This is a genomic window from Acidimicrobiia bacterium (assembly GCA_040289475.1).
In the GTDB taxonomy this organism is placed as follows: Bacteria; Actinomycetota; Acidimicrobiia; order ATN3; family PSLF01; genus PSLF01.
Map to the genome: position 1 here is coordinate 1 of PSLF01000020.1, position 21,821 is coordinate 21,821.

The 21,821-nt window shown below is 53.8% G+C and carries 25 protein-coding genes and 1 pseudogene; 14 read left to right on the forward strand and 12 right to left on the reverse strand.

All coding sequences use genetic code 11. The annotated features are described in order from the left end of the window. From C4318_08675 to C4318_08690, 4 genes are all read right to left on the reverse strand, one after another. Window positions 1-800: LLM class flavin-dependent oxidoreductase (locus tag C4318_08675; GenBank protein ID MER3455206.1), on the reverse strand; the 800-nt coding region annotated here is incomplete at its 3' end. After that, the gene (gene cofC, locus C4318_08680; GenBank protein ID MER3455207.1) at window positions 793-1,437 is read right to left on the reverse strand and encodes a 2-phospho-L-lactate guanylyltransferase; all 645 of its coding nucleotides are present in this window, start codon (window positions 1,435-1,437) and stop codon (window positions 793-795) included. The genes C4318_08675 and cofC, both read right to left, overlap by 8 nt. Beyond that, the gene (locus tag C4318_08685) at window positions 1,434-1,850 is read right to left on the reverse strand and encodes a hypothetical protein (GenBank protein ID MER3455208.1); all 417 of its coding nucleotides are present in this window, start codon (window positions 1,848-1,850) and stop codon (window positions 1,434-1,436) included. Before C4318_08685 ends, cofC begins: the two co-directional genes overlap by 4 nt. Beyond that, window positions 1,804-2,832, reverse strand: coding sequence for a phosphohydrolase (locus C4318_08690; protein MER3455209.1), 1,029 nt, complete (start codon window positions 2,830-2,832; stop codon window positions 1,804-1,806). The genes C4318_08685 and C4318_08690 overlap by 47 nt, the downstream gene beginning before the upstream one ends. Between C4318_08690 and C4318_08695 the strand changes: the two genes are divergently transcribed. The 3 genes from C4318_08695 (at window position 2,811) to C4318_08705 (ending at window position 6,306) form a co-directional block, all read left to right on the forward strand. Further along, the gene (locus C4318_08695; protein ID MER3455210.1) at window positions 2,811-3,650 is read left to right on the forward strand and encodes a hypothetical protein; all 840 of its coding nucleotides are present in this window, start codon (window positions 2,811-2,813) and stop codon (window positions 3,648-3,650) included. The genes C4318_08690 and C4318_08695 overlap by 22 nt on opposite strands. Next, window positions 3,617-4,651, forward strand: coding sequence for a glycerol-3-phosphate dehydrogenase (locus C4318_08700; GenBank protein ID MER3455211.1), 1,035 nt, complete (start codon window positions 3,617-3,619; stop codon window positions 4,649-4,651). The genes C4318_08695 and C4318_08700 overlap by 34 nt, the downstream gene beginning before the upstream one ends. A 65-nt stretch (window positions 4,652-4,716) precedes the next feature. After that, window positions 4,717-6,306, forward strand: coding sequence for an acyl-CoA synthetase (locus C4318_08705; GenBank protein MER3455212.1), 1,590 nt, complete (start codon window positions 4,717-4,719; stop codon window positions 6,304-6,306). Here C4318_08705 and C4318_08710 read toward each other — a convergent pair. Further along, window positions 6,296-9,340: a hypothetical protein gene (locus C4318_08710; GenBank protein ID MER3455213.1), complete on the reverse strand. Its 3,045-nt coding sequence runs from the start codon at window positions 9,338-9,340 to the stop codon at window positions 6,296-6,298. The two genes, C4318_08705 and C4318_08710, sit on opposite strands and share 11 nt — an antisense overlap. 99 nt (window positions 9,341-9,439) lie before the next feature. On the opposite strand from C4318_08710, the gene C4318_08715 reads away from it, so the two are divergent. The 3 genes from C4318_08715 to C4318_08725 all read left to right on the forward strand — a co-directional run bounded on the left by C4318_08715 (window position 9,440) and on the right by C4318_08725 (window position 10,771). Beyond that, the gene (locus tag C4318_08715; GenBank protein ID MER3455214.1) at window positions 9,440-9,871 is read left to right on the forward strand and encodes a glyoxalase; all 432 of its coding nucleotides are present in this window, start codon (window positions 9,440-9,442) and stop codon (window positions 9,869-9,871) included. Next, window positions 9,828-10,247, forward strand: coding sequence for a galactose isomerase (locus C4318_08720; protein ID MER3455215.1), 420 nt, complete (start codon window positions 9,828-9,830; stop codon window positions 10,245-10,247). Before C4318_08715 ends, C4318_08720 begins: the two co-directional genes overlap by 44 nt. A 212-nt stretch (window positions 10,248-10,459) precedes the next feature. Continuing rightward, the gene (locus tag C4318_08725) at window positions 10,460-10,771 is read left to right on the forward strand and encodes a GYD domain superfamily (protein ID MER3455216.1); all 312 of its coding nucleotides are present in this window, start codon (window positions 10,460-10,462) and stop codon (window positions 10,769-10,771) included. Window positions 10,772-10,773: 2 nt separating this feature from the next. Here C4318_08725 and C4318_08730 read toward each other — a convergent pair whose 3' ends face one another. Beyond that, the gene (locus C4318_08730; protein MER3455217.1) at window positions 10,774-10,986 is read right to left on the reverse strand and encodes a hypothetical protein; all 213 of its coding nucleotides are present in this window, start codon (window positions 10,984-10,986) and stop codon (window positions 10,774-10,776) included. Window positions 10,987-11,136: 150 nt separating this feature from the next. On the opposite strand from C4318_08730, the gene C4318_08735 reads away from it, so the two are divergent. Further along, on the forward strand, window positions 11,137-11,823 hold the full coding sequence (locus tag C4318_08735; GenBank protein ID MER3455218.1) for a ribonuclease HII: 687 nt from the start codon (window positions 11,137-11,139) through the stop codon (window positions 11,821-11,823). 172 nt (window positions 11,824-11,995) lie between these two features. Then, window positions 11,996-12,310, forward strand: a complete 315-nt coding sequence (locus tag C4318_08740; protein MER3455219.1) for a hypothetical protein — start codon at window positions 11,996-11,998, stop codon at window positions 12,308-12,310. Here C4318_08740 and C4318_08745 read toward each other — a convergent pair. From C4318_08745 to C4318_08760, 4 genes are read right to left on the reverse strand one after another with little or no spacing between them, the layout of a single operon-like run. Continuing rightward, window positions 12,307-12,888 (reverse strand): hypothetical protein, encoded by a 582-nt coding sequence (locus tag C4318_08745; GenBank protein ID MER3455220.1) that lies wholly within the window; start codon window positions 12,886-12,888, stop codon window positions 12,307-12,309. The two genes, C4318_08740 and C4318_08745, sit on opposite strands and share 4 nt — an antisense overlap. Beyond that, window positions 12,869-13,033, reverse strand: coding sequence for a hypothetical protein (locus C4318_08750; GenBank protein ID MER3455221.1), 165 nt, complete (start codon window positions 13,031-13,033; stop codon window positions 12,869-12,871). Before C4318_08750 ends, C4318_08745 begins: the two co-directional genes overlap by 20 nt. 36 nt (window positions 13,034-13,069) lie before the next feature. Continuing rightward, a complete protein-coding gene (locus C4318_08755; GenBank protein MER3455222.1) occupies window positions 13,070-14,119 on the reverse strand; it encodes a hypothetical protein in 1,050 nt (349 codons plus the stop codon). Next, complete coding sequence (locus C4318_08760; protein ID MER3455223.1) at window positions 14,116-15,990, reverse strand: hypothetical protein; 1,875 nt, start codon at window positions 15,988-15,990, stop codon at window positions 14,116-14,118. Before C4318_08760 ends, C4318_08755 begins: the two co-directional genes overlap by 4 nt. On the opposite strand from C4318_08760, the pseudogene C4318_08765 reads away from it, so the two are divergent. Continuing rightward, a pseudogene (locus tag C4318_08765) lies at window positions 15,748-16,602 on the forward strand (oxidoreductase). The gene C4318_08760 and the pseudogene C4318_08765 overlap by 243 nt on opposite strands. A 96-nt stretch (window positions 16,603-16,698) precedes the next feature. Next, window positions 16,699-17,214 (forward strand): hypothetical protein, encoded by a 516-nt coding sequence (locus C4318_08770; GenBank protein ID MER3455224.1) that lies wholly within the window; start codon window positions 16,699-16,701, stop codon window positions 17,212-17,214. Here C4318_08770 and C4318_08775 read toward each other — a convergent pair. After that, window positions 17,211-17,528, reverse strand: a complete 318-nt coding sequence (locus tag C4318_08775; GenBank protein MER3455225.1) for a DUF2469 domain-containing protein — start codon at window positions 17,526-17,528, stop codon at window positions 17,211-17,213. The two genes, C4318_08770 and C4318_08775, sit on opposite strands and share 4 nt — an antisense overlap. A gap of 307 nt (window positions 17,529-17,835) precedes the next feature. On the opposite strand from C4318_08775, the gene C4318_08780 reads away from it, so the two are divergent. Beyond that, window positions 17,836-18,384, forward strand: coding sequence for a hypothetical protein (locus C4318_08780; GenBank protein MER3455226.1), 549 nt, complete (start codon window positions 17,836-17,838; stop codon window positions 18,382-18,384). A 94-nt stretch (window positions 18,385-18,478) separates the two neighbouring features. Next, window positions 18,479-20,023, forward strand: a complete 1,545-nt coding sequence (locus tag C4318_08785) for a hypothetical protein (GenBank protein MER3455227.1) — start codon at window positions 18,479-18,481, stop codon at window positions 20,021-20,023. Window positions 20,024-20,076: 53 nt separating this feature from the next. Here C4318_08785 and C4318_08790 read toward each other — a convergent pair whose 3' ends face one another. Continuing rightward, window positions 20,077-20,481: a DUF4383 domain-containing protein gene (locus C4318_08790; protein MER3455228.1), complete on the reverse strand. Its 405-nt coding sequence runs from the start codon at window positions 20,479-20,481 to the stop codon at window positions 20,077-20,079. Window positions 20,482-20,704: 223 nt separating this feature from the next. Here C4318_08790 and C4318_08795 point away from each other — a divergent pair, with 223 nt between their 5' ends. Together C4318_08795 and C4318_08800 are read left to right on the forward strand one after the other, a co-directional pair. Next, a complete protein-coding gene (locus C4318_08795; protein ID MER3455229.1) occupies window positions 20,705-21,112 on the forward strand; it encodes a hypothetical protein in 408 nt (135 codons plus the stop codon). A gap of 121 nt (window positions 21,113-21,233) precedes the next feature. Next, a partial coding sequence (locus C4318_08800; protein MER3455230.1) for a hypothetical protein occupies window positions 21,234-21,821 on the forward strand: 588 nt, incomplete at its 3' end.

Genomic DNA, 21,821 nt, shown 5'->3' on the forward strand with positions numbered 1-21,821 from the left:
CAAAAGCATTTCACCAAGGGGTTTTCCAAGATTTTGTGAGCGGTCTTATGGTCTTGCGCTGGGACGCAATAACAAAACATGGCTGCCACGATTTCGTCCATCTGCCTTCCGGCTTTGGAGGCGGAATTGCGAAGTTCATTCAGCTTTTCCGAATACTCCTCGATCGGAAGGGCGGTCGGTATCCAACCATCGCCGAGCCTACCGCAGATGTCTAACATCCGAGGACCATGGGCCGCTATCCAGATAGGAGGCGGCTTGCCGTTAACGGGTTGTAGTCCCAGAACTGCTTTTTCCAAACGAAAGTGACGTCCCTCGTAATCAACAGGGTTCTCGGAAGTCCAAAGAATTCTAATTATGTCCAGGGCCTCCTCTAGCTTGGAGGCGGGACGGTCGAAGTTCAAACCATACGGAAGGATGTTCTCGCCCTCTCCGGCTCCGATACCTAGGATTACCCGTCCTTGAGAGAAGTGATCTAGGGTCAAGAACTCCTGAGCAAGCATTGCCGGATGACGTCTTATGGGTTCGGTCACCGCAGTACCCAGAAAGATTCTCTCTGTGGCCGCTGCTGCGACTGCTATGGCAGCGACTGCGTCTATGTAGGTATGAGGTGAGGACACTGTGTTGGCAAGGGGAGTAATAGAGGGGTCCCATAGACTCTCGGGGTGCCAGCCCATTAGATGATCAGGCCACCACAGCGACGCGTAGCCCTTTTCTTCTGCCCGTCTGGCATTTCCCATCACTCGCTCTATGGGGGGATAAACCGTGCCGGCCGTGCCAATTACGGGTGGTTTGCTAGCCACCAGTGCAACTCCGTATCTGTACACACTCGTATATTTGAGAAGGCGTGTCCAGGTCGAAAGAAAGGCCTTTACGTCGCAGCACCCTTACGGGCAGGCCTCGTTCGAACGCCGCGCTAAGGTGACGGTGGAAGGAGTCGGGTCCGAACGAAAACGGAATTGGTGGTGGAAGACGCAGAGTGAGGGCGTTGGTACCTCCTCCTTCGATGGATGGAGCGATCACAATCCCGTCTTCGCCAGGCCTGCGCATTGCCGCTAGCAAGTCTGCAACACAAACATACGGTAAGTCGGAGGGGACAATCAGAGCGCTTTCGTATCCATTTTTATAAACGGCAGCGGCGCCAACCTCGAGCGCTGTGTTCAACGCTCGTGGAGAGCCCTGTCCAAGCCGGATACAAATTCCCGGATCTGAAACTACTGATGCCGACAGATCTAAAGCGGCCTCTGCGACGGTGGGATCCGATGTAACGACGAAGACGCCCACACCTGTCTGGACGGCAACAGCGAGCACTCTGGAGGCAAGAGACAATGCCAATTTTTCGCGTTCTTCTGGAGGTACTGCCGGGGCTAGTCGCGACTTAGCTACGGCGAGAGGCTTGACAGGGACGAGGATTGCTGTGTTATAGCGACTGTTCCTCATGCGATGACGAGATGAACAGTGACTACGGGCTGCGTCCTCAAAAGCCTGCGGATGTTGGTCTGACTTTGCGACGCAACCTCTGACGAAACACCTGCCTCCATTTGTGCTAAACTTTCCCACCTCGTGAGCACCGACCCTTCGATGAGTCCAGTTGCAGAAACGCCGGTGTCCATAGACAACTCTATAGATTTGCATCCGTCCATCGTCTCGAAAGACGGCCGCACCTCTTCTTCGAAAAGCCTTACTACTTCGTCTAAGTCGTCGGGGTGCACTGCGGAACGAAACACACGTAGAACTTCGCGTGGGGGGTGGCGTTTCAAGAACTCAGCAACGTATTCGGAGGGTGCGTAAGGCAAGGTGACCTCCTCAAGATCCCCACACCGACTTCGAGAAAAGGCCAGCGTGCTCTGGATTCGTCGTTAAACGCATTTCCTTTCGATCGAGTTCCCCCATTACTCGTTCCCCCCCACCTGGGTATCGCAGAGTTATTCTTATAGACTCGTCTGTCACTTCGATGATGTTGTAACAGGGACGGGAGTATCCCCTCAATCTCCATGACGATACAGTTCCAGAGTTGACTAGAAGCACACCCTGGAGGAGCCACACGTGCGGAACGTGCTTGTGTCCTGAGAGCACCATGTGACAGTTATGGCTCACCAGTAGCTGTAAGACGTCGCCTGCATCCCAGACAGTGTTGCGTTCCCTTCCTGTGCCCGGTACGGGGACCAGGTGGTGGTGTAAGGCAAGGATTTTTAGGTCGGCGCTGTCCGACAGCTGGGAAATGATCCAGGGATACCTCTCTCTGCCGACCTCTCCTTCAGCAAGGTCGGGTTTTGACGAGTCGATCGCCACGAGTTTTACCCTACGCACTGCGTTACCGTTGCCGAATGAGGCCTCGAGCGTAACGATCCTGTCGGCTTTGCCATGGTCTTCACCGTTTCCGAAGGTGTCTGAGAAGTGAAGATATCCTACGTTTTTGGCATCGTGGTTACCGGGAACCACTACCAGCTCGAGCGAGTCGAGAGGCTCTAGAAACCTGCGGGCTTCCTTGAACTCTTGAACGTATCCCTCGGCTGTCAGGTCTCCGCAAACTACTACCAAGTCGGGTTGAGTAGAGACAATGTCATCCACAGCCTGGTACATAAGTTTGGGGTCGAAGTATGGCGAGCCGCAATGGATGTCAGAGAGCTGCGCTATGCGAAAGGGAGCCACTGTCAGCTGTAATCCTTGGACTCTCGATTTACGCCTACTTTTTATGACTTCGTTATTTATGCCATAGTGCTCACTGCCTCGGTCGGCTGTGGGCCCTGGGAGGCAACGTAAGACATTTGGCATAACTGCATCTTTATCATGTTGTATGGCGAACTCAATAAATACAAACGATAAGACGTGCATCCTACATATTTGCGACCAGCGTAGCGATAGATAGATTGGGAAGGCGCTTAGCTAGGCGAGAGACTAGGCAAGTGATAGTTGTGGGGACACGAACACCTGCGGCATGGCTTTATTGGACAATAGCATCGATTCTATGGTTGCCCCTCCGCATATGGTATCGATGGCACTTTAGGGGAGTCTCAAACCTTCCAAAGACTGGACCCGTGATACTTGCTTCGAACCATATTTCCTATCTTGACCCGCTCGCAGTTGGATATCTATGCCTAAAGCGTCGGCGTCGCGCCAGCTTTCTCACGAAAAAAGAGCTTTTCGAAAAAGGTGGAATTGCCGGGGTGGTGCTGAAATGGGCCCTTCTGGCTTTGGGTCAAATTCCTGTGAGTCGTGGAACAGAAAGTGCGGCAGCGTCTCTCGAAGACGCCGCCCGAGCGCTCGAACAGGGCGCATGTGTCGTCGTGTTTCCAGAGGGCACGATTAGCCACGAGACGTTCGAACCGATGCAACCTCGTACCGGAGTCGCTCGGCTGGCATCCAGGACTGGAGCCCCCGTTGTTCCTGCGGCAGTGTGGGGGTCGCACAGAGCTATAACCAAAAACAGAAAGCCCGATTTCAGACCGCGCTACGACATTTCTGTCTACTGCGGTAGCGCCATTATGCTCGATCCCGAAGAGGATCCGCGCGTGGGAGCCGAGCGTGTTATGGCAGCAATCAAGAAGCTTTTAGACGAAGCAATGCTCGAGTATCCGTACGATCCATCTCCTGGAGAAGACTGGTGGCTTCCCCCTCGATACAGGACCGCTCCGGCTCGATCGCGGTCATAGGCTCAGGAGCATGGGGCACGACAGTTGCCGCTCTGCTCGCGCGAGAAGGGCGCTCGTGTATCTTATGGTCCAGAACTAAAGACGTTGCAGAACAGATTTGCACCCTTCACGAAAACCCGACCTACCTTCCAGGAGTACGGCTCCCAGACAATCTCGAGGTCACGACCGAGCTATCTAGAGCGATAGAAGGGTGTTCGGTTCTACTTCTCGCAGTTCCATCGCCTTTCATGCGTGAAGTTATCTGTTCTGTGTCGTCTTCGACCGTTGAACACCAGGTTGTGCTTAGCCTTGCCAAAGGCCTTGAACCTCAAAGTAACAAGCGGATGACCGAGGTGATTTCGGAAGAATTCAAAAAAATTCCGACTTCGAGAATCGGTGTGCTCTCTGGCCCCAACCTCGCTGCCGAGGTCGCTCTCGGTATGCCAGCAGCAGCTGTCATAGCAATTCGCGACGAAGACGCAGCGCGCTATGCCCAGAGGCTTCTCACTACAAAGACGTTCAGACTGTATACCAACGACGACGTTGTCGGAGCCGAACTCGGGGGTGTTGTAAAGAACGTCATAGCGATTGCTGTCGGTGCTATTTTGGGGCTCGGCCTTGGCGAGAACACGAAGGCGTGGCTACTTACCAGAGGTGTGGCCGAAATGGCTAGATTGGGTGCGGCGCTCGGGGCTAAGCCGTTAACTTTTGCTGGACTCACAGGTATGGGCGATCTAATAGCGACGTGTTCTAGTCCACGTAGCCGTAATCGTCAGGTAGGGGAGCGCTTGGCGAAAGGAGAGTCAATCGAGGAGATCGTTGGATCGACGCGCATGGTCGCCGAGGGCGTAAAGACCTCCAAGGCGGTTTACGATCTCGCCCTCCGGCTAGGAGTAGAGCTCCCCATCACCGAGCAGGTGGTAGAAGTCATCTACAACCGGAAACCACTTCCTGATGCCGTGCGCTCATTGGTATCGAGAGAGCTGACTACGGAGTGGTGGGGTATGACACAGCCTTCTTAGAATCATGGATCTTGGCTCTGTCGCCGTGTACATGGACCTACCCAATAAAGAGAGGCTCAGTGCTTATGCAGTGGAATGTCGCTGATCTTCTTGAAGCAGTTGCCGATACTGTGCCAGACAACGAGGCCCTCGTAGTCGATGGAGGTCCAAGACTTAGCTGGGCTGAGCTTGATTCGCGGGCATCGAGGCTTGCAAACCACTTGCTCGAACAGGGCCTAGAGCCTGGATCGCATGTGGCCTGCTACATGGCTAATGGCAACGAGTACCTCGAGACCATGATCGCTTGCTTTAAAGCAAGGATGGTTCCCATCAACGTCAACTGGCGGTATACGCCATCCGAGCTGGCATATCTCTTCAACGATGCTGACGTAAAAGCGTGCATTCTTGATCCAGAGTTCTCAAAGGTTCTGCAAGAGGCTCGCCCCTATCTAGAAGACCTTTCATACATTTTGGAGACCGGTGCCCCATACGAAGATGCACTGGAATCGGCGTCACAAAGCAGACCTTTTGTGGGGGAGCGCTCTTCCGATGACAAGTACATCCTTTACACGGGGGGCACTACGGGCATGCCAAAGGGCGTGGTCTGGAGGCAGGAAGACATAATCGGTGCAGTGTGGAGGGTAACGGCGGGGCTAGATATGAGCCAGCCGCCTGATCAGGTGCGCAAGCTAGCAGCTTCTCCCCGAACCCGGTATTTGGCTATACCTCCGTTCATGCACGGTGCTGCGCACTGGGGTGCCTTTGGGGCATTCCTTGGGGGTGGATGCGTCCTCTGCAGAAGGGGCACATCTTTCGACCCGGATGCTACTCTGCGCTTCGTGGAGGCCGAGAAGCCAAACATGGCACTCATCGTAGGCGACGCGTTCGCTGCCCCATTGGTAGAGGCAATCGACAGAGCCGCTTCTCAGGGACGGCCTTACGATATCAGCTCCCTCCGTGTCCTCATCTCAAGCGGAGCGCCGCTATCGGGGGACTATAAACGTAAGCTCCAAGAGCGGGTTCCTAACTTGGTAATCGTCGACACTCTTGGCTCGTCTGAGTCGGGCTTAGAAGCAGTGAGCACCGCGCGGGCAGGGGGCGAGGTCACATCGTTCGTTCCGAACGAGTCCACGATAGTGCTCGACGAAGACACTCTTCAGCCACTGCAAAAGGGCTCGGAGCGGCCGGGCGTGGTCGCTAAGACGGGGTATCTGCCTCTCGGGTACTACAAGGATCCGGAAAAGACCGCCCGTACGTTTCCTACGGTCGGGGAAAAACGCTATGTGCTAACCGGGGATCACGCCCTGGTTAGAGAGGATGGCTCGATCCTGCTTTTAGGGAGGGGTAACGCGTGCATTAACACGGGAGGAGAGAAGGTTTACCCCGAAGAAGTCGAGGACGCACTAAAACGGCACCCTGCTATCAGGGATGCACTCGTTGTAGGGGTCCCCGATGAGCGCTTCGGCAGCGCTGTCACAGCCGTAGTTGAACTTACTCGAGGCGTCGAAAGTATTGATCTTGAAGATGTTCGCAGTTTTCTTCAGGGAAAGTTAGCCGGCTACAAAATTCCACGGTACTTAGTCATAGCGGAGCGAGTTATGAGGCTTCCTTCGGGAAAGCCAGATTACGAGTGGGCTAAAAACTTCGCAATGAACGAACTGGGGATCAAAGCGTAAGGCGCAAGGTACGGATCTGGTAGGGCCCCACTAAAATTTCCTCGCCAGCCTCGAACCGTTGTATCCGTGTTTCGGGTGACGACGTGTCGTCGAGAGGGCGTCCGGTTATCGAGACTTCGTCCGCGCTGGCTTGAACCTTCAGCGATCCTCTTTCATGTGGTGTCCACACCCTCAGTAAGGGTTGATCGTTCTGTGGTATGAGAGCGGAGAGCAAGCAGTCTCGAGCCGAAACATCTAACCGCGCACCCGTTGCGGCTGAACGGATCGGGACAGTTTCCTTCGCTGCCACCGGATATACGAATTGCTCTGCAGAGTAGTGCACGCCAGCCTCGTTCCACCTACCGATGTGGGGCATAATGCCCATCTTCCACCGGTGATGTCCTAGGCACTGGGATGCTCGGGTGGGGATCGACGGACCAGCTCCCGCCGGGCGCAGCTTTGAGTCAGGCCTAGAGAGCATACCCGTCGCTCTGAGAAGAGTCACAGCCAGTTCGTTATCGACGATTTCGTACTCGGTTACTGGCGCAATCAGAACCGCCAAGCCGGCATGAGAATAGTCGTCGTCACCCGACACCTGCGATGATCTTGGCGTTGGTAAACGTCCCCATGCATCGACAAATCCTCTTGCTGGGAACGTCGGAAGACCGAACTCGTGTGGCCCCCCTTCTGCTTCCAGACCACGCTCCACGACGTCGAAGGCGCCGCCACCAAAAGACCCCTGAGGCTCGAAGGGTAAGGGAAAATGCACTCTGAGACGGTGGTCTTGAGCATTGTTTTCAAACTCAGTCGTGACACGCAAAAATGGCTCGTTTTTTCTCAGTTCCAGCAAATCGCAAACGATCAAATCCACTGTAGAGTCCCACGACCTCTTGCCCGCGGTGCCGTCTACGTGGGATGGTATGGAGAACCTGCGCTCTATCCGAATGCCGGCACCCAGCGGCCCTGCGTAGTCAAGGTCGACTCTTACATCTGCGGGATGAGTTACTGAAGAATCGTTAGGAGGCGGCGAATAGTTGTAGGTGTCTCCCCACTCCCCCCCGTCGACTAACCGACCCAATCCGGGAAAAGCAACACCCGAGTGTTTGTGGACTATCGTGTAGGTTCCCTCATCTGTGACATCAACCCTCAGGTATCTGTTCTCGATGGATCGAGCGTCGGCTTCGATTTCAACTTCGCGGTCGGAGGTCGAAGACTCCCCGCGTATCAGCGGAAATAGGCCCCATCCGAGCCCTGGAATCTCCGGTATTTCAACAAGGAGGCGCGCCTCTACCGGTCTTTTTGCAGTAATCCTCACTAAGGAGTTTTCGGACTCCTCCAAGAAATCGAGAAGACGAGCTTTCTCCTCTTCAATATCAAGATCGCCGACCGCAGATCGGTCTGCGACAATCGTTATGGACCGTGGGGAACTGGACGCGTCGAGGATTACCTCGTTTATGAAGTAGCCCATCACTTCTCTCGAAGAGATGGCCGTAATGTAACCCTTCACTACAGATTTTGGAAGAGTTTGGTCTATCAGGATCTCGGAGCCTGTTTTCTCGATAATCTGTGCAGGTGCAGGCTTTCCTTCCGGCCCTAGCAGCAATATCTCCTCGTTTTCTCTGTAGAGAGAGATCACAATCTCGGCGATCCCTCCTCGTTTCTCGAGGGAAGGATTGAAAAGCAAAATTCCTGGGTAGCATTCAGGCTCGCGAGTGCTTTCTTTTTCAATCGACGAAAGGTCGCCGGAGTTCTTTGCAGATTTTCCGACGATCTGTGCTTCTAGCACGTCCGCTTTCCGGAGTGCTTCTCGAGACAGTGCCTCCATCCCTTTATCCATAGTCGCCTTGGCGATCTGGTGTGCTTGCAAAAAGCGCGCTCGAACCTCCTCGGTTACCTCGTCAACCGAGCATGCGCAGATCGAGTCGTGAGCAGAGTTCTGAATGAGGAAATCCCAAGCAAGGTCGAGGTAGCGCCGGGAGACGTGGGGTGCGTAGAGGGCGAGAAGTGGCTCAGAGTATCTGGTCAGAATGTCCTCGGTTTCTGCCGCCAGCCGTCTTATATCGACTCGGTTTGATACTACCCCCATTAGCAAGTTTACCCTCGCTCCCGAGCGGAACTCACCGTTCCAAGACTGATAGGTCGCCGAAGGAAGTTCGGCGAAGTAATCGCCGAGCGAGCAGATCCGAAGCTGTGCAGTTTGACTGAAGAGTTCGGATGCTTTGTGAATCGCTGCTGGAAGCTCAGGCTGAGGCGGAGCATGGTCGGTCCCATTCATTATTAGGTACTTGCCCCCTGCATCGAACGCGTCGAGCTCGAGTGCGAGGTGTTCGAGCCTGGTCTTTAAGGCTTCCGGAGCGGAGGGTAGGTATGCTCCGTTCGAATAAGAAGTCGCCAGATAGGCGGTGCGCACGGCGCTGCCATCGGGGGATTCCCATCGGAACACCGTTTTATTGATAGCAGAAGGAACTCCTCGCCAAACCACGGCGTCGCCTATCCCTGCTCTTGCAAGAATCTGGGGCATCTGGCTTATGTGGCCGAACATGTCAGGAAGATACGCGATTCTCGAACAACCCCCTAGGCTCTCGGCTACTTCCATCCCTTTGGTCAGGTTTCTGATGATGGTTTCGCCAGAAACCAAGAACTCATCCATAAGAATGTGAAACGGTCCGGTCGCGATCCGCCCCGAAGAGATAGCCGCCTCTAGGCGACCACGATTTTCTGGCCTTATCTCTAAGTAGTCGAGTGCTGCTGCGGTCTGACCATCGAGTAGGAAATGGGCGAATCGATGGTCTCGATCTAGGATGTCGAGGAGTTCATCCACTACGTCGACCAGACGACTTCTAAATACTTGGAAGGGCAGGTACCACTCTCGATCCCAGTGGGTGTGTGGAACGATGTAAAACTTTGATGGGTCGCCCATTACGACGGTCCTCCTCTTCGACATAGTCTTTTGGCAGGCAATGATGTGATCTTCGACATTAGTCGCGATTTTCCCGTTTGTACACAATCGATTGACACCGCTCAGAGAGACTTCGAGCATCGAAAGCTGCATCATGCCGCATAAGATTGAGCATAGCGATCAGCGCTTGTAGGAGAAAGCTCAGCAGAGGGCGCTCACGGTGGCTATCGACATCAGTTGCAGGAAGCGAGAGTAGTGAAAGTCAAAGAGCTAGGCCACATAGTTTTATATGCAAGAGGCATAGACCGGTCCCGTCACTTTTACAGAGATTTACTCGGGTGGGACGAAGTCGGCGAAGCGTTTGGGGGACGGGCGGTTGCCTTTTCTTCTGGAAGAACTCACCACGAACTGTTACATATCGAGGTAGACGAGGATGCCTCACCGATTCCAACTCCGCCGCGCCTCGGCTTGTATCACTTTGGCCTCAAAGTAGGGGAAAGTGACGCAGAACTTGCAGAGGCCGTAAGGGAGCTGCGTAGTGCCGGAGTTCGAATCAATGGGATGTCTGACCACACAGTAACTCACAGTGTTTACATCGAGGATCCTGACGGCTCTGGCCATCCATGGAACCAAGGAGGAGGACATGAAAATTGCTGTCGCATCCGACGAAAAAACGCCACTAACTGAATTCGTCGTAGAGGAGCTGCGCAAGCGGGGTCACGAGGTCATCCTCATTGGTCCGTTGGGTGGTGAGGATGCGAGGTGGGCGGACGCGGGCCTCGAGCTCGGCAGGATTGTCTCCGAAGGAAAAGCCCAATTGGGGGTGGGCTTCTGCTGGACGGGGACCGGGATGTCGATCGCCGCAAACAAGGTTCCCGGTGTGCGGGCGGCTCTGTGTTTCGATAAGCAGACCTCCGAGGGCGCACGCCGCTGGAACGATGCCAATGTCTTGGTAATGAGCTTGCGAGCGACCTCGCTGGAGGTGGCACGAGAAATGCTCGATGCATTTTTGAACACAAAGCCTGACCCCGGTGAGGCAGATCAAATCAAAAAAGTTTCATAGGATTTCGCCGTAAAGCTTCCGCTTCATATGACTTCGACATTTGGGTTACATTCGGGTAAGCGCTAGGGGATGCTTCGCGCTAATCCAGCGCAGCCCTTGTGCGCACGGTTACTATCTATTGGTTCTCGAGATGTGCCAACTGTGTTGGAGGCTGGCGACGACAGAAGCGACCGAGGCCACTAACTAGATCGAGACTACAGGAGGTACTCGCTATGCCCGTGTATGTGATGATGTCTACGCTTTCTCCCTCTGGAGTCGAGACTCTCCGAAATTATCCTGAGCGACTGAGAGGCGTAAACCAAGAAGTAGAAGCAATGGGTGCTAAGGTTTTGGCTCAGTACGCAGTGCTGGGCGACTTTGACTTTCTCAACATCCTTGAAGCACCAGATGAAAAGACTGTCGCACGAATCGCTGTCGAGTTGGGGGCACGAGGAACCATGAAAACCCATACGGTTACAGCGATCCCTGTCGACGAATTCTTGAATATGTTAGATCAGGCAAAGGCAGCTAGAGGCGACGGATAGCGTCACCGCATCCACCAGGGGAAATCGTCTTCGCGCTCTTGGCGCACATCTTCAGGCGGAAAAAGCTTTGGTAGGACCATGCCGTCTGACAGCCTTCTGACCCGGCGTCCTATCAGTTTTCCAGTCTCGTCTCTCTCCTCAGACGCAAGGACGAACCCGCCGACCCATGATCCATCAAACGCAGAGCGAACCAAAACTCTAACGCCTCGCTTCATGACCGGGCCCTTCGCCTCTACTCTCTTGTATGGCGCCGTACTACAGCTGAAAGCGGATCTACTATCCGTGGAGTGGAGCCAGCGGCATAGATTCTCTGCTTCAGCGACGGATAGACCGGACGAATTTCTGTCTTGACCAAGTGAGGGGCGATGACGGATAAGTGTTGTCCTCCCAGTTTCGAATTGGAGCTTCAAGCCCTAGAAGAAGGTGCAGACATTGTTATCGGGATAGACGAAGTAGGGCGGGGCGCTTTAGCAGGACCGCTAGTCGTTGGGGCCTGCGCTTTTTCTAAGGACCGTATTCCGGAAGGCATCGACGATTCTAAGCGCTTGAGCCCAGCGTTTCGGGCGAAGCTTGCAAAACGAATTGAAGCAGTCGCGTTGAGTTGGGCGATAGCGAGAGTAGACGCTTGGGAGATCGACAGGATGGGATTGAGCTGGGCCCTCCGACAGGCTGCGCGCAACGCTGCGAGACTCGCTCTCGAAACAATTGATTTTCCGGAGGCCACCTCAGCGTACTTCTTGGTGGATGGTAAGGTGAGCTTGCTGGGAGAAGATGTTCCCGGCGAGGACAGCGTAGAAATCCCGCTTTTGAAGGGCGACTCGAGATCGGTCTCTGTCGCTGCAGCCTCCATTATCGCGAAGGTGCACAGGGACTCATTGATGGTACGGATGGGCGATGTGTATCCAAATTATAGATTCGAGGAACACAAGGGATACGGCACTGCAGAACATATTAGGGCGCTTTTGGAGCACGGTCCCTCGCCGATCCATAGGCGGAGTTTCGCTCCCGTGAGGGCTACAATGCAGCGACGTTTGGTCTTTGGAGGGGCGTGAAGGTGAGCGACTATACGGTTGCTATCCGCCAATTGTTTTCTGGCGCTTCCTTCGGTCATTTATCCCTCGATAAGCCTATTTTCAATTCGAACGCAAGAAAGTCACGGACAACTTGCAGGTTTCTGACCCGCAGCAAATAAATATCGCATACAGGAGAGTCGAGGAGAAGTACATGGGTATGAGAGTCGAGGTCAAGGTAAAGCCTACCCTAGATCCCGATGTGCACCGCTTCGAAACAAACAGGTGGCTTACCGGAATGGGGGGAAAGCTGTATTTAGCGGAAAAATTCAGACCGAAAGGCGCTCCCAAACCACGGCAAGGAACACTCGAATCGAAACTCTTAGAAATCGGTGGGGTTGTGTCGGTGTACGTATATGGGAGCACGGTCACCGTTTCTAAAGAACCTGAGCGGTCTTGGGACGATTTAGAGCCGCAGATCAAAGAGGTCTTGGAAAACGCCTTTTCCTATTACTCGAGAGCTTCCTAGTCAGGCTTGGCGTTTGTCCTAGGCGCTTCTCTAACTAAATCATCTGAAATCCCGATTGACGGCGCCTTTGTACCGGCGACAAATGCAGCCATGGAGGAGTAGTCGAGCTCTCTCCACGTCGACTCCACCGCCTCGGCTGCCAATTGTTCTATCGACTCCAGTGCTACCAGTTTGGGAGAGCGGTTGACTCGGTGCGCCTCTTTGAGGGTGAGCCTGATGTCTTTGAGGAGAAGCCGTAGCTTGAAGCTCGGCTCGAAGTGACCTGAGGCAATCAAGGCCCGTTTCCGCTCTACTTGGGCTTTGGCCGGGGTCTCGGAGAGAACATCCAGTACGAGCTCGGAAGAAAGTCCCATGGAAACTTCCAGGGCATACGCTTCCGCTATGGCGTCGTTGAGAATGCCCAGGAGCGTATTGACAGTCAGTTTGGCTTTGGCTGCATCGAGCGGTCCCCCACAGTAGATAAAGCGCCGCGCAACGGGCTCTAACACGGCTCTGACATAGCGGTCTCTAGAGCACCACGAGGGCCCAGGAGGACTTCGGCCACAGCATTTTCGTCGGTCACGTACACCAATACGGATCGGCTTCGGTCGTTGCTGTCGCTGGTGTGGCGGCTACCTGCGCCCCGTACTCGGCGAGGTGTAATGCTTTGGCGGGAGTTCTGTTCCAGACGCGAAGTTCTGTGCCCGCGTCCGCTAGCTTGCGGGCTATCGGCTCTCCAAGCAGACCTGTTCCTAAAAAAGGACAACTCTTTCCGTGGCGTCAGTTGGAAGGCTCTTCGGCGCGATGCCGGTTTGAGAGTGCCATTTGCGTGATTAAGCCGTTGCGTCGACCTTTGAGGGTTGAGTGTACTCCGATCCACAAATCGCCTATCACACCAGGTGGTCTGATGGTGTGGAATGAGGCCACCGGATGGACGCGAATCTGCTCGCCGGTTATTTCAGCTATTCCCAGAGCACTGCAGTGATACAGGTGCTCGAGATCTGGGCTTTGCCCAAAGGCGCTTACGCAAGCCTTCACTATCGCCCGGTGTCTCGAGCTAGAAACAGGGCGCTCGATCGAGATTTCCCTGTGAAGGATCTGTGCGCATACCAGAGAAGGAGCTACAGCCTGAATACGTGCCTCGGCTACAACTGGCCCTTGTTCGGGATCTACGAGTGCCACCGAGGATGCCGGCGCGTGCCTTAAGATTCGTTGTTCTATGAGACCCAATCGCTTCGTGGATCTACGAAGCATTCTTGGATCACTTAGCTTCCCAGAAATGACAACCGTATCGAGCACTTCTACGGGCTCGACCTCGACTACCAGTCGCAACAAATAGTACCTGTACAGATTAGCCCACCATTTCCGTCGCAGGCGATGGCGCAGGCTCGGCTGGATTTTCAGAGATCCCAACTGACGCGCTATGTAGGCGGTGGCCTCTTCCAATCCAAGGTTTGGAATAGATGCTTTGGCTCTAATGACATACCGGGGTGGGAAGAATGTGTCGGACCGCAGCCGGTCGGTGGCCTCGGCTCTGAGAAGCCGCTTTTGGAATAAGAGTTGTTTGCGCGTTGAGTTAGTGGCCAGTTCGGGGCGGATCGCCTCTCTGTTGTAGTAGTGAACGATCACGACTGGGTTTTTGCGTATGTTACGCACTTTCGCAGAGTATGCGATAGAGGTACTGAAGATGATTTTTCCTGAGTCTGCGTCAAAAGCGGTCAAAACGGGGGAAGTGACAGGGAATCCTGCGGAATTGACCGTAGTTAGCTCCGCAGTTGTATAGGTATTACAAGCCTCCAGCGCAGCTTGGCGGGGATCGATGTCCCTCATGACATTTCAGCTAGCGGGCCCATTATCGAGCTGGCGTCTGTTAGGTCCTCGAGCTCGTCAACTGCTCGAAGTAGTTCTTTTGCCACGCTCTCACCCATCGCTCCAAAGACCTTGTCTCGAACAAGTTTTTGCGTTTCGTGAGCAGGCCGCCCGGCACCTCCCAACGGGATATCCTGTCTTGCCAAGTACTCCTTTCCTTCTGAGGTGATCAGGGTTAGCTTTGCCGGAAAGCGAGCCTGGTATGCACAGAAATCTACTCCCTCCAAGGCATCCTCGGACTTTTTGAGGATTTCTCTGAGATCCAACTTAGAGGCAGATTCGTCTTCAGGTAGCATGGCTGCGGTCATCTCCGCAGAGGTGAGAATCTGTACTCTAGAGGCCAGATCAAGGATTTGACTCTCTATTGGAAGGTAGAACTCGGGTTCAAGCTCGGCAGGCGTGAGGCGCCCCGCGATAATCGTGATGGCAGAGGAAAGGGCAGCCGAGAAGTTCACATTCATAGGCAAAATGTGGTCTTTTCTGTACCATCCCGACATTGTTTCCATGCCCGCTGTTAGCATGCCGGCCTCTATCTTGATCGCCTTTACGTCCTCGGGATTAAGAGGTCTCGCCCTATCTCGTGCAAACTGCTCCATCACCTCGAATAGAGCGTCTTCTGCCGTGTCTAGATACGCACAGCCTGGATAAATTTTGTAGCTTGTGGACTCGGTGACCCAGGCACTGCCGAATCCAGAGAACATTTTCGAGAGCGCGTCTTTGTGGAACTTGGCCCAAAATCCGCCCTTGTCTTCGAGGATTCCTTTAGCCCCAATGAGGCCCTCGGCTGCCTGGAAGGCGCCTTTTGCTCCATCTACAGTGGGTTGAGAGGCTATTAGCTGCTTGGCATCCGAACCCATAAAACTGGCTACTAGAGGGTAGTTGGGTTGAGAGAAAGCCAGGCCTATCGCTGACTCTGTCTGCTCTGCGTCTAGCCCCAGTAGTTTGGATGCTGCAACAGATGCGCCCAGGAGGTGTATGTAGCTCCACATCTGTCCGTTGTGGGGTCCGAACAGCATAGATGCTCCGAGCCGTCCACCTACTTCGTTGGCTGCTACCTGAGAGGCGAGTAGGTGACGGCCGCTTATAGGGGTTCCCTCAACAGCGAGAAGCTCTGCAATGGCTAGGCTGACCAATACCGAGGAGTGGCCCGTATGGCCGGCAAATAGATAGTCGTCGAAGTCATGGACTACTGAAGAGGCGGCGTTCAGGTAGAGGGCGTCCCACAGCCCGGCTTTGCCGTTGCCTATGATGGAGCATGGACCGCTGTTGGGAGTGCCCCCCCGTCTCACGGCTTTTTGGAGCAATCGGACTTTCGAGGATTTGGCACCGTATGCGCAGGCGGCAAGGACCGATAAGATCTGAAGCTTTGCTTTGTCTACAGCGCTTTTGGGAATGTCCTCGAAATTGAGGCTTGCTGCCCACTCGGATGCTTTTCTAGTCGGTCCCATGGGAGCCTCCGCCTGCCTTACAATAACCCGTGATTCCGCCAGATGATAACTTACTCTAGCGTAAACTTTAGGGCGAGGTATCCGCTCTTGGGCTCCCTCAGATGAAAAGTAGCAAGTAAGGTTTTCAAGGAGGCACGAGACGTGCCCGCTCTCTTGGACACTATTGGTTATCCAGAACTCAAGGACGGTTCTACTGTCAGGTCCGACGTAGTAATAGTCGGATCGGGTGCCGGTGGCTCCGTAGTCGCGAAGATTTTGGCGCATGCTGGAATGGACGTCGCTGTGGTCGAGGAGGGCGCTTATTACACCGAAGAGACATACGGCGACGATCCTGGGGAGCGAATCTTGAAAATGTGGCGCACGGGAGTCGAGACCTTGGCGCAAGGGACTACTCCTATCTACATTCCCACAGGGAGGGCCGTCGGGGGATCGACTGTAATCAACTCGGGCTCTTGCTTCCGTGCTCCGGAACGGGTATTGAACGCTTGGGCAGAGCGGGGCTTGGACCACCTATCGCCTGAATCTATGGCATCTGAGTTCGCCGAGATCGAGAAGGCTTTGTCGGTGCAGCCGGTTCCCGATGAGGTCATGGGCAAAAACGGGGCGATAGTGCGAGTGGGAGCAGAAACTCTCGGGCTTAGCGGCGGTCCTATACCCAGAAATATCTCCGGATGCAAGGGGAGCGGGATATGTGTTCTCGGATGCCCTACAGGTGCCAAGCAGGCAATGCACATTAGCTATCTTCCAGCAGCTCAGCGGGCAGGAGCGAGGATCTATGAGCGAGTGAAGGCTCAGCGTCTTGTAGCGGAGGGGCGGAAGATCAAGTCGCTCAAAGCCGCCTTACTGGACCGCAATTCGAGACCAGTGGGAGACGTTAGTTTCGAGGCATCTTGCTTTGTCATCTCTGCCGGGCCGATCCACACCCCGTCGCTTTTAGCTGACTTATATCTAGAGGGGGCTCGACATTTGGGTAAACATCTGCAGATTCATCCATGCGCCGGTGTGCTGGCGGCTTTCGACGAAGAGGTTGAAGGTTACCCGAATACCTTGCAGTCGTACTACATAGACGAGTTTGCTGAGTCGCACGGGATTATGCTCGAGGCTACGTCCCAAGTTCCAGGCTTGAATCCTGGAAGAAAAATCTCCGACAAGGCTTTTCTAGGCGTGTTCTGTTTCGATCGAGGAGAAGGCGAGGTGGTTTTGGGTGAGGGGGGACCACGGCCGAGGTACGAGTTGTTGCCTTCCGACGTCGAGGCATTGGCTTTCGGCGTCTACCAATCGGCCCGCATTTTTCTGGCGGCGGGCGCTAAGTGGGTGCGCACTGGCCATCCCGAGCTGAAGAGGGTCAGCTCTGAAAGTGATGCCAAGAAGATACTAGAGCTTCGGTGGGAGCCGAAGTTTTTCATCCCCACTGCTTTTCATCCTGTGGGGACGGCTCGAATCGGAGTAAGCCCCGAGGTGTCCGTCGCTGATCCGTACGGGCGGGTGTGGGGATACCAGAACCTCTCTGTCGCAGATGCTTCGGTTCTACCCAGCTGTCCTCAGGTCAACCCACAGCTAACGATCATGGCTGTGTGTGCCAAGATTGCGCGAGCTGTCGTTAGTTAGCGGTGGCCAAGCTCACTTCTGCTATGGGGCCGCATTCCTTCTTGTGCGTCTTGCTGCTCGTCGGCGTGGGCAAGGCGTTCGATCCGGATGTTTCCCGTAGTGAGCAGCTCTGCTCTGGAGACGAAGCGGTGGGGACGCCGCTCATCCCAAATCCATGCATCCCAAAGGACGACTGTAGGTGGTGAAGACCCTCGGACTTCTACACGGTTAGCCAGATATACCTCTTCGTCGACTTGAACGAAGTATGTAAAGAAGTCGAATACATCGTTGAACTCTTCTTGAAGACTCTGGATTTCATCGGCTCTGTCTTCCACACGGCCTCCCGGGGAAACTATCCCAGGAAAGCCCCTCGACTCCCGCCCGCCGGACTTTTGTCCCCGGCTTTATTGCCGGCGCTGTGACTACATATACTCGCATACATCTTGGCTGGGGTGTGTGATATCGCCCTTTTTTCTGGAATCTGGTTTTGGCGGCCCGGCCACAATCTTGGCAAAGTCAAGGGCTATCGGCGTGCGCGCGCCGGCGTGTCGCTAGTCAGAACCTGACTTTGACAGACAAGGTGCTGCCGCCGCAGGTGCGAGCACAGGTGCGAGGAGCCCGATTGGGGATGTATTGCTAGGCATGGATATGCAGAATGCCACCGTTGCTTTGGAGGGACGGTTGATATCTAAAGGACAGCAAGCTCCTGACTTTACGCTGGAGACGACGGCGGGAAAAAGGGTCACCTTGAGCCTCATCACGCCACTGTGGCCGGTGCTCGTTATTTTCTTCAGGACAAGGTGCGATGCGTGCCGCGTTCTCATGCCCCGCCTCATCAAACTCCAGCATGACTACGGCGACGCCGACATAGAGATCTTGGCCGTCAGCCAGGATGGAAAGATCATGACTCACGACTTCGTGACAGACATTCGCTGGCCGGGGAGAGTTCTAGTCGATCACCCTGAACTAGAGGCTTCCAAGGCATTCGGAGTGGAGTTGCTTCCCGCAGCGGTCCTAGTCGATACCGACATGGTCGTGCGAGCGACCGCGGACGCCTCCGATCTAGACAGCTTCGAAAGACTCACGGAGGAAGTGGCCGCTCTGGTCGGGTGGCCGTACAAGCCACTTTTGCTATATGACATAGAGCCAGTTGGTCCATGCCCTTCGAAAGCTATGCAGGCTATCGAGTAACTTGGATGGCTGATCGCAGGTAATTAGCTGTTGTAACATATAACAACTCAAAGTTCGGAGGCCGACACGCTTCCCATCGCAGCGAGGTAGACCTGTGAGCAAGAATATTTTTCCGGAACCGGAGTCTTTGGAGATAAACCCCTCACCGGAGACTCTGAGGGAGTACGCGTTGGCTATGCCGAATGCGAGGCTTACGGAGTTCGACAATGTAAATGTCAAGACTCGTGTAACTGCTCGCTCCAGGTCCAGCACCTATATAGTCAGCGACAATCCTTCAAACCATTCAGATCAGACAATCTCGCGCTCCGAGTACGAATTGATCGAAAAGCTTCAGAACGACTATATCGCTGGCAAGGACATGATCGAGATTAGGGGATTTATCGGGGTAGACCCAGAATTTCGAGTACCAGCTCGAGTTGTGATTGAAAAAGACAACGCCAACATTGCGGCAATGCAGCGCCAGCTGTATTACCCCCCGGAGGGTAACCCAGAGGCATTGGACCCCTTGATCACGGTGCTCTACACCCCCAACCTCGAAGCACCCGGCTACCCGAACGACCGGGTAATTGCAGTCGATTTAGACATGGGGGTTACTCGGGTCTTGAACTCCGACTACTTTGGGGAGTCTAAGAAGGGTGGACTTCGGATGTGGAACGCTATCGTCTACCAACGAGGTGGCCTGGCTTTGCATGCCGGCTGCAAAGTCATTCCGGTAGACGGCAAAGTACGCTGTGCTTTAGTGGTAGGCCTGTCAGGCACGGGGAAGACTACGACTACATTCACACAACAGAACAACTCTCTACCGGTTCAAGACGACTTTGTTGCCTTGATGCCAGGAGGTGTTGTACACGTAACCGAGAACGGATGCTTCGCTAAGACCTACGGACTGGATCCACGCGTCGAGCCGATCATATACGGTGCTGTTACAAAGCCCGATGCCTACCTCGAAAACGTGGGCCAGGACTCTAACGGACGTGTCGACTTCTTCGACGACTCATATACACAGAACGGCAGGGCTACCTTTGAGCTAGCCGCTATTCCACACGAGAAGCCGGAAAATGTTCCCCTTGCCGAGATTCTTCTGATTCTCAACAGGAACGAGAACATAATTCCGGGAGTTGCCAAGCTAAGCCCGTTACAGGCTGCTGGATATTTCATGCTAGGAGAGACTCAAGGAACCTCCGCTGGAGGTGCTGATGAGGCTGGAAAATTCCTGCGGGTGCCGGGCACCAATCCTTTTTTCCCATTACAGCATGGGCTTCAAGGAAACAGGATTTTAGAGCTGCTTGAATCTTCTAAGCTTCAGGTTTATTTGATGAACACCGGGCGGGTAGGCGGACCAGAAGGGGACGAGCGCTCCAAAAAAATCACGATCCCCCATTCGTCTGCGATCGTAAAAGCAATCGCCGAGGAGAAAATCGAGTGGGAGGAGGATCCAGACTTTAGATACCTTGTCGCTACAGCAGTGCCTGGTATCGACAAGGAAGACTCGGAGATTCTGAGACCTAGGATTCTTTATGAGAGGCAGGGAAGGATGGAGGAGTACCGTTCTATTGTAGAGCGACTAAAAACTGAGCGCTGTGAATACTTTGCCCAATACCCTGCACTCTCTAAAGAGATAGTGAATGCGGTGTGTTGATGAGTCCATGGAAGCGAAGCTTCAGCGTACTCACACCAAGGCACAAAAGGTACTTACATTGCCTTTGAAGGTTCGAAGCTGTCCCCCCGCAAGGCGATCCCCAAAGCAATCACCGCCGTGACAAGGTGGAGAATATTGTCTGGATGGTTCAACGCAATAATGTTGGCAGATGAGTTCACTAAAAAAATTCCGACTATTCCAACCAGGAGATACACGGCACCTACTATTCCATTCACCATTCGAGCCCCTTGGACCCCGCTCGTCGCCCCGATAACGAGCAGGGCACCAACTGCTATATGCACCAGGTTATGAAGTGGGTTGATTGCGAATACGACTAGAAGTTTCCCTTGGGTAGCAGTGAACCCTACGTTTCGTGTCACTAAAAACCCGACGAGGCCGACGACAATATAAACAACCCCAAAAGCCCATCCGAAAATTCGATTCCAGGATCGGTCCATGACTCCCTCCCATGTCTCAAGCCTTGACGCCACTTCCCTCTCGCTGTAGGCTGATTTAGCCATGAAGGCAACGAGGCCGATTCGGCTTGTCTAGAGAAAAAAGTATCCCAACAGCTCTGGGGTGTCAAGGGTTCTGAGAAGAAAAATTTTCGTGAACCGTTGTGCGTCGTTGCTCCGTAATCGTGATCAAAGCATGATGCAGAGTTAGGGATTATTAGAAGCTATGGCAATGCCATTTTCTCTGCTGAGGAAAAGCACTACTTTTGTGGCCTTTGCGGCTATTTCAGCCTTTACTTTAGTAGTCGGTGCCACATGCACACGTGCGAGTATTAATGGCGCAGCAGATAAGTCGAGTCCTACAGGGGGATCTAACACTATTAGGCTGAGAGGATTGGCATTTATTCCAGAACACTTAGAAGTCAGCATAGGGCAAAGTGTTGTCTGGATAAATGAAGAGCCAGTCGAGCATACGGTCACAGGTGGCACTCCCGGAGCACCCGATACGAATTTTATAGACGTTACCCTTTCAGAAGGGAAAACAGCCTCTTACGAATTTATGAAGCCGGGAACGTATCAGTTTTTTTGCCGTCGTCACCCGACAAATATGCGAGGGGAAATAATTGTACGTTGAGACTAATCAGCGAAAAACGACTCATACCAAAATAGTCGCACAGGGCTTGAGCATATAGGATTGGTTCGCATAAGGAGGTATGTAAAATGTGCAGATCGTTAAGCTAGTCATGCATTGATGAATGGGCGCTTATCCTGTATTGTTGTACGCAAAACTTTTGAAAGAGCGGAAAAGGAGAAAAAACGGCATGAGGTCAAAAGCTAAAATTCTCATCGGGATACTGGTTTTAGCAATTGTTGCCTTCGGTTGTCAGCGCATGGAGCGCGCCACCGGAGCAACATCAACGAACACTTCAACGAACACTTCAACGAACACCATGGCATCGTCTAAGCTGGCTGATACGAGAGCCACCATGTTGCACTTGCTAGAAGAGCACGTTTACCTCGCTGCTTCTGCGACTGGTGCTGCTTTGGGTGGGCGTCCCGATGAATTCCAAGCCGCAGCGAGTGCACTCGATGCGAACTCTCGCGATGTCGCAAGTGGATTAGCGCCGGCTTTGAAAAAGACCCCGGATCAGGTCTATGAGTTTTGGAAAAGTCATATAGATATGGTAGTCCGGTATACAAATGCTGTAGCAAACAAGGATATGGCGCAGCAGGAAGCTGCGGTCAATGATTTGCTCAACTACGCCAAATCCTTTGGGACCCTTGTAAATTCTGCCATTCCCTCTTTGCCTGCAGATGCCGTTGAAGGCTTAATAAAAGAATAT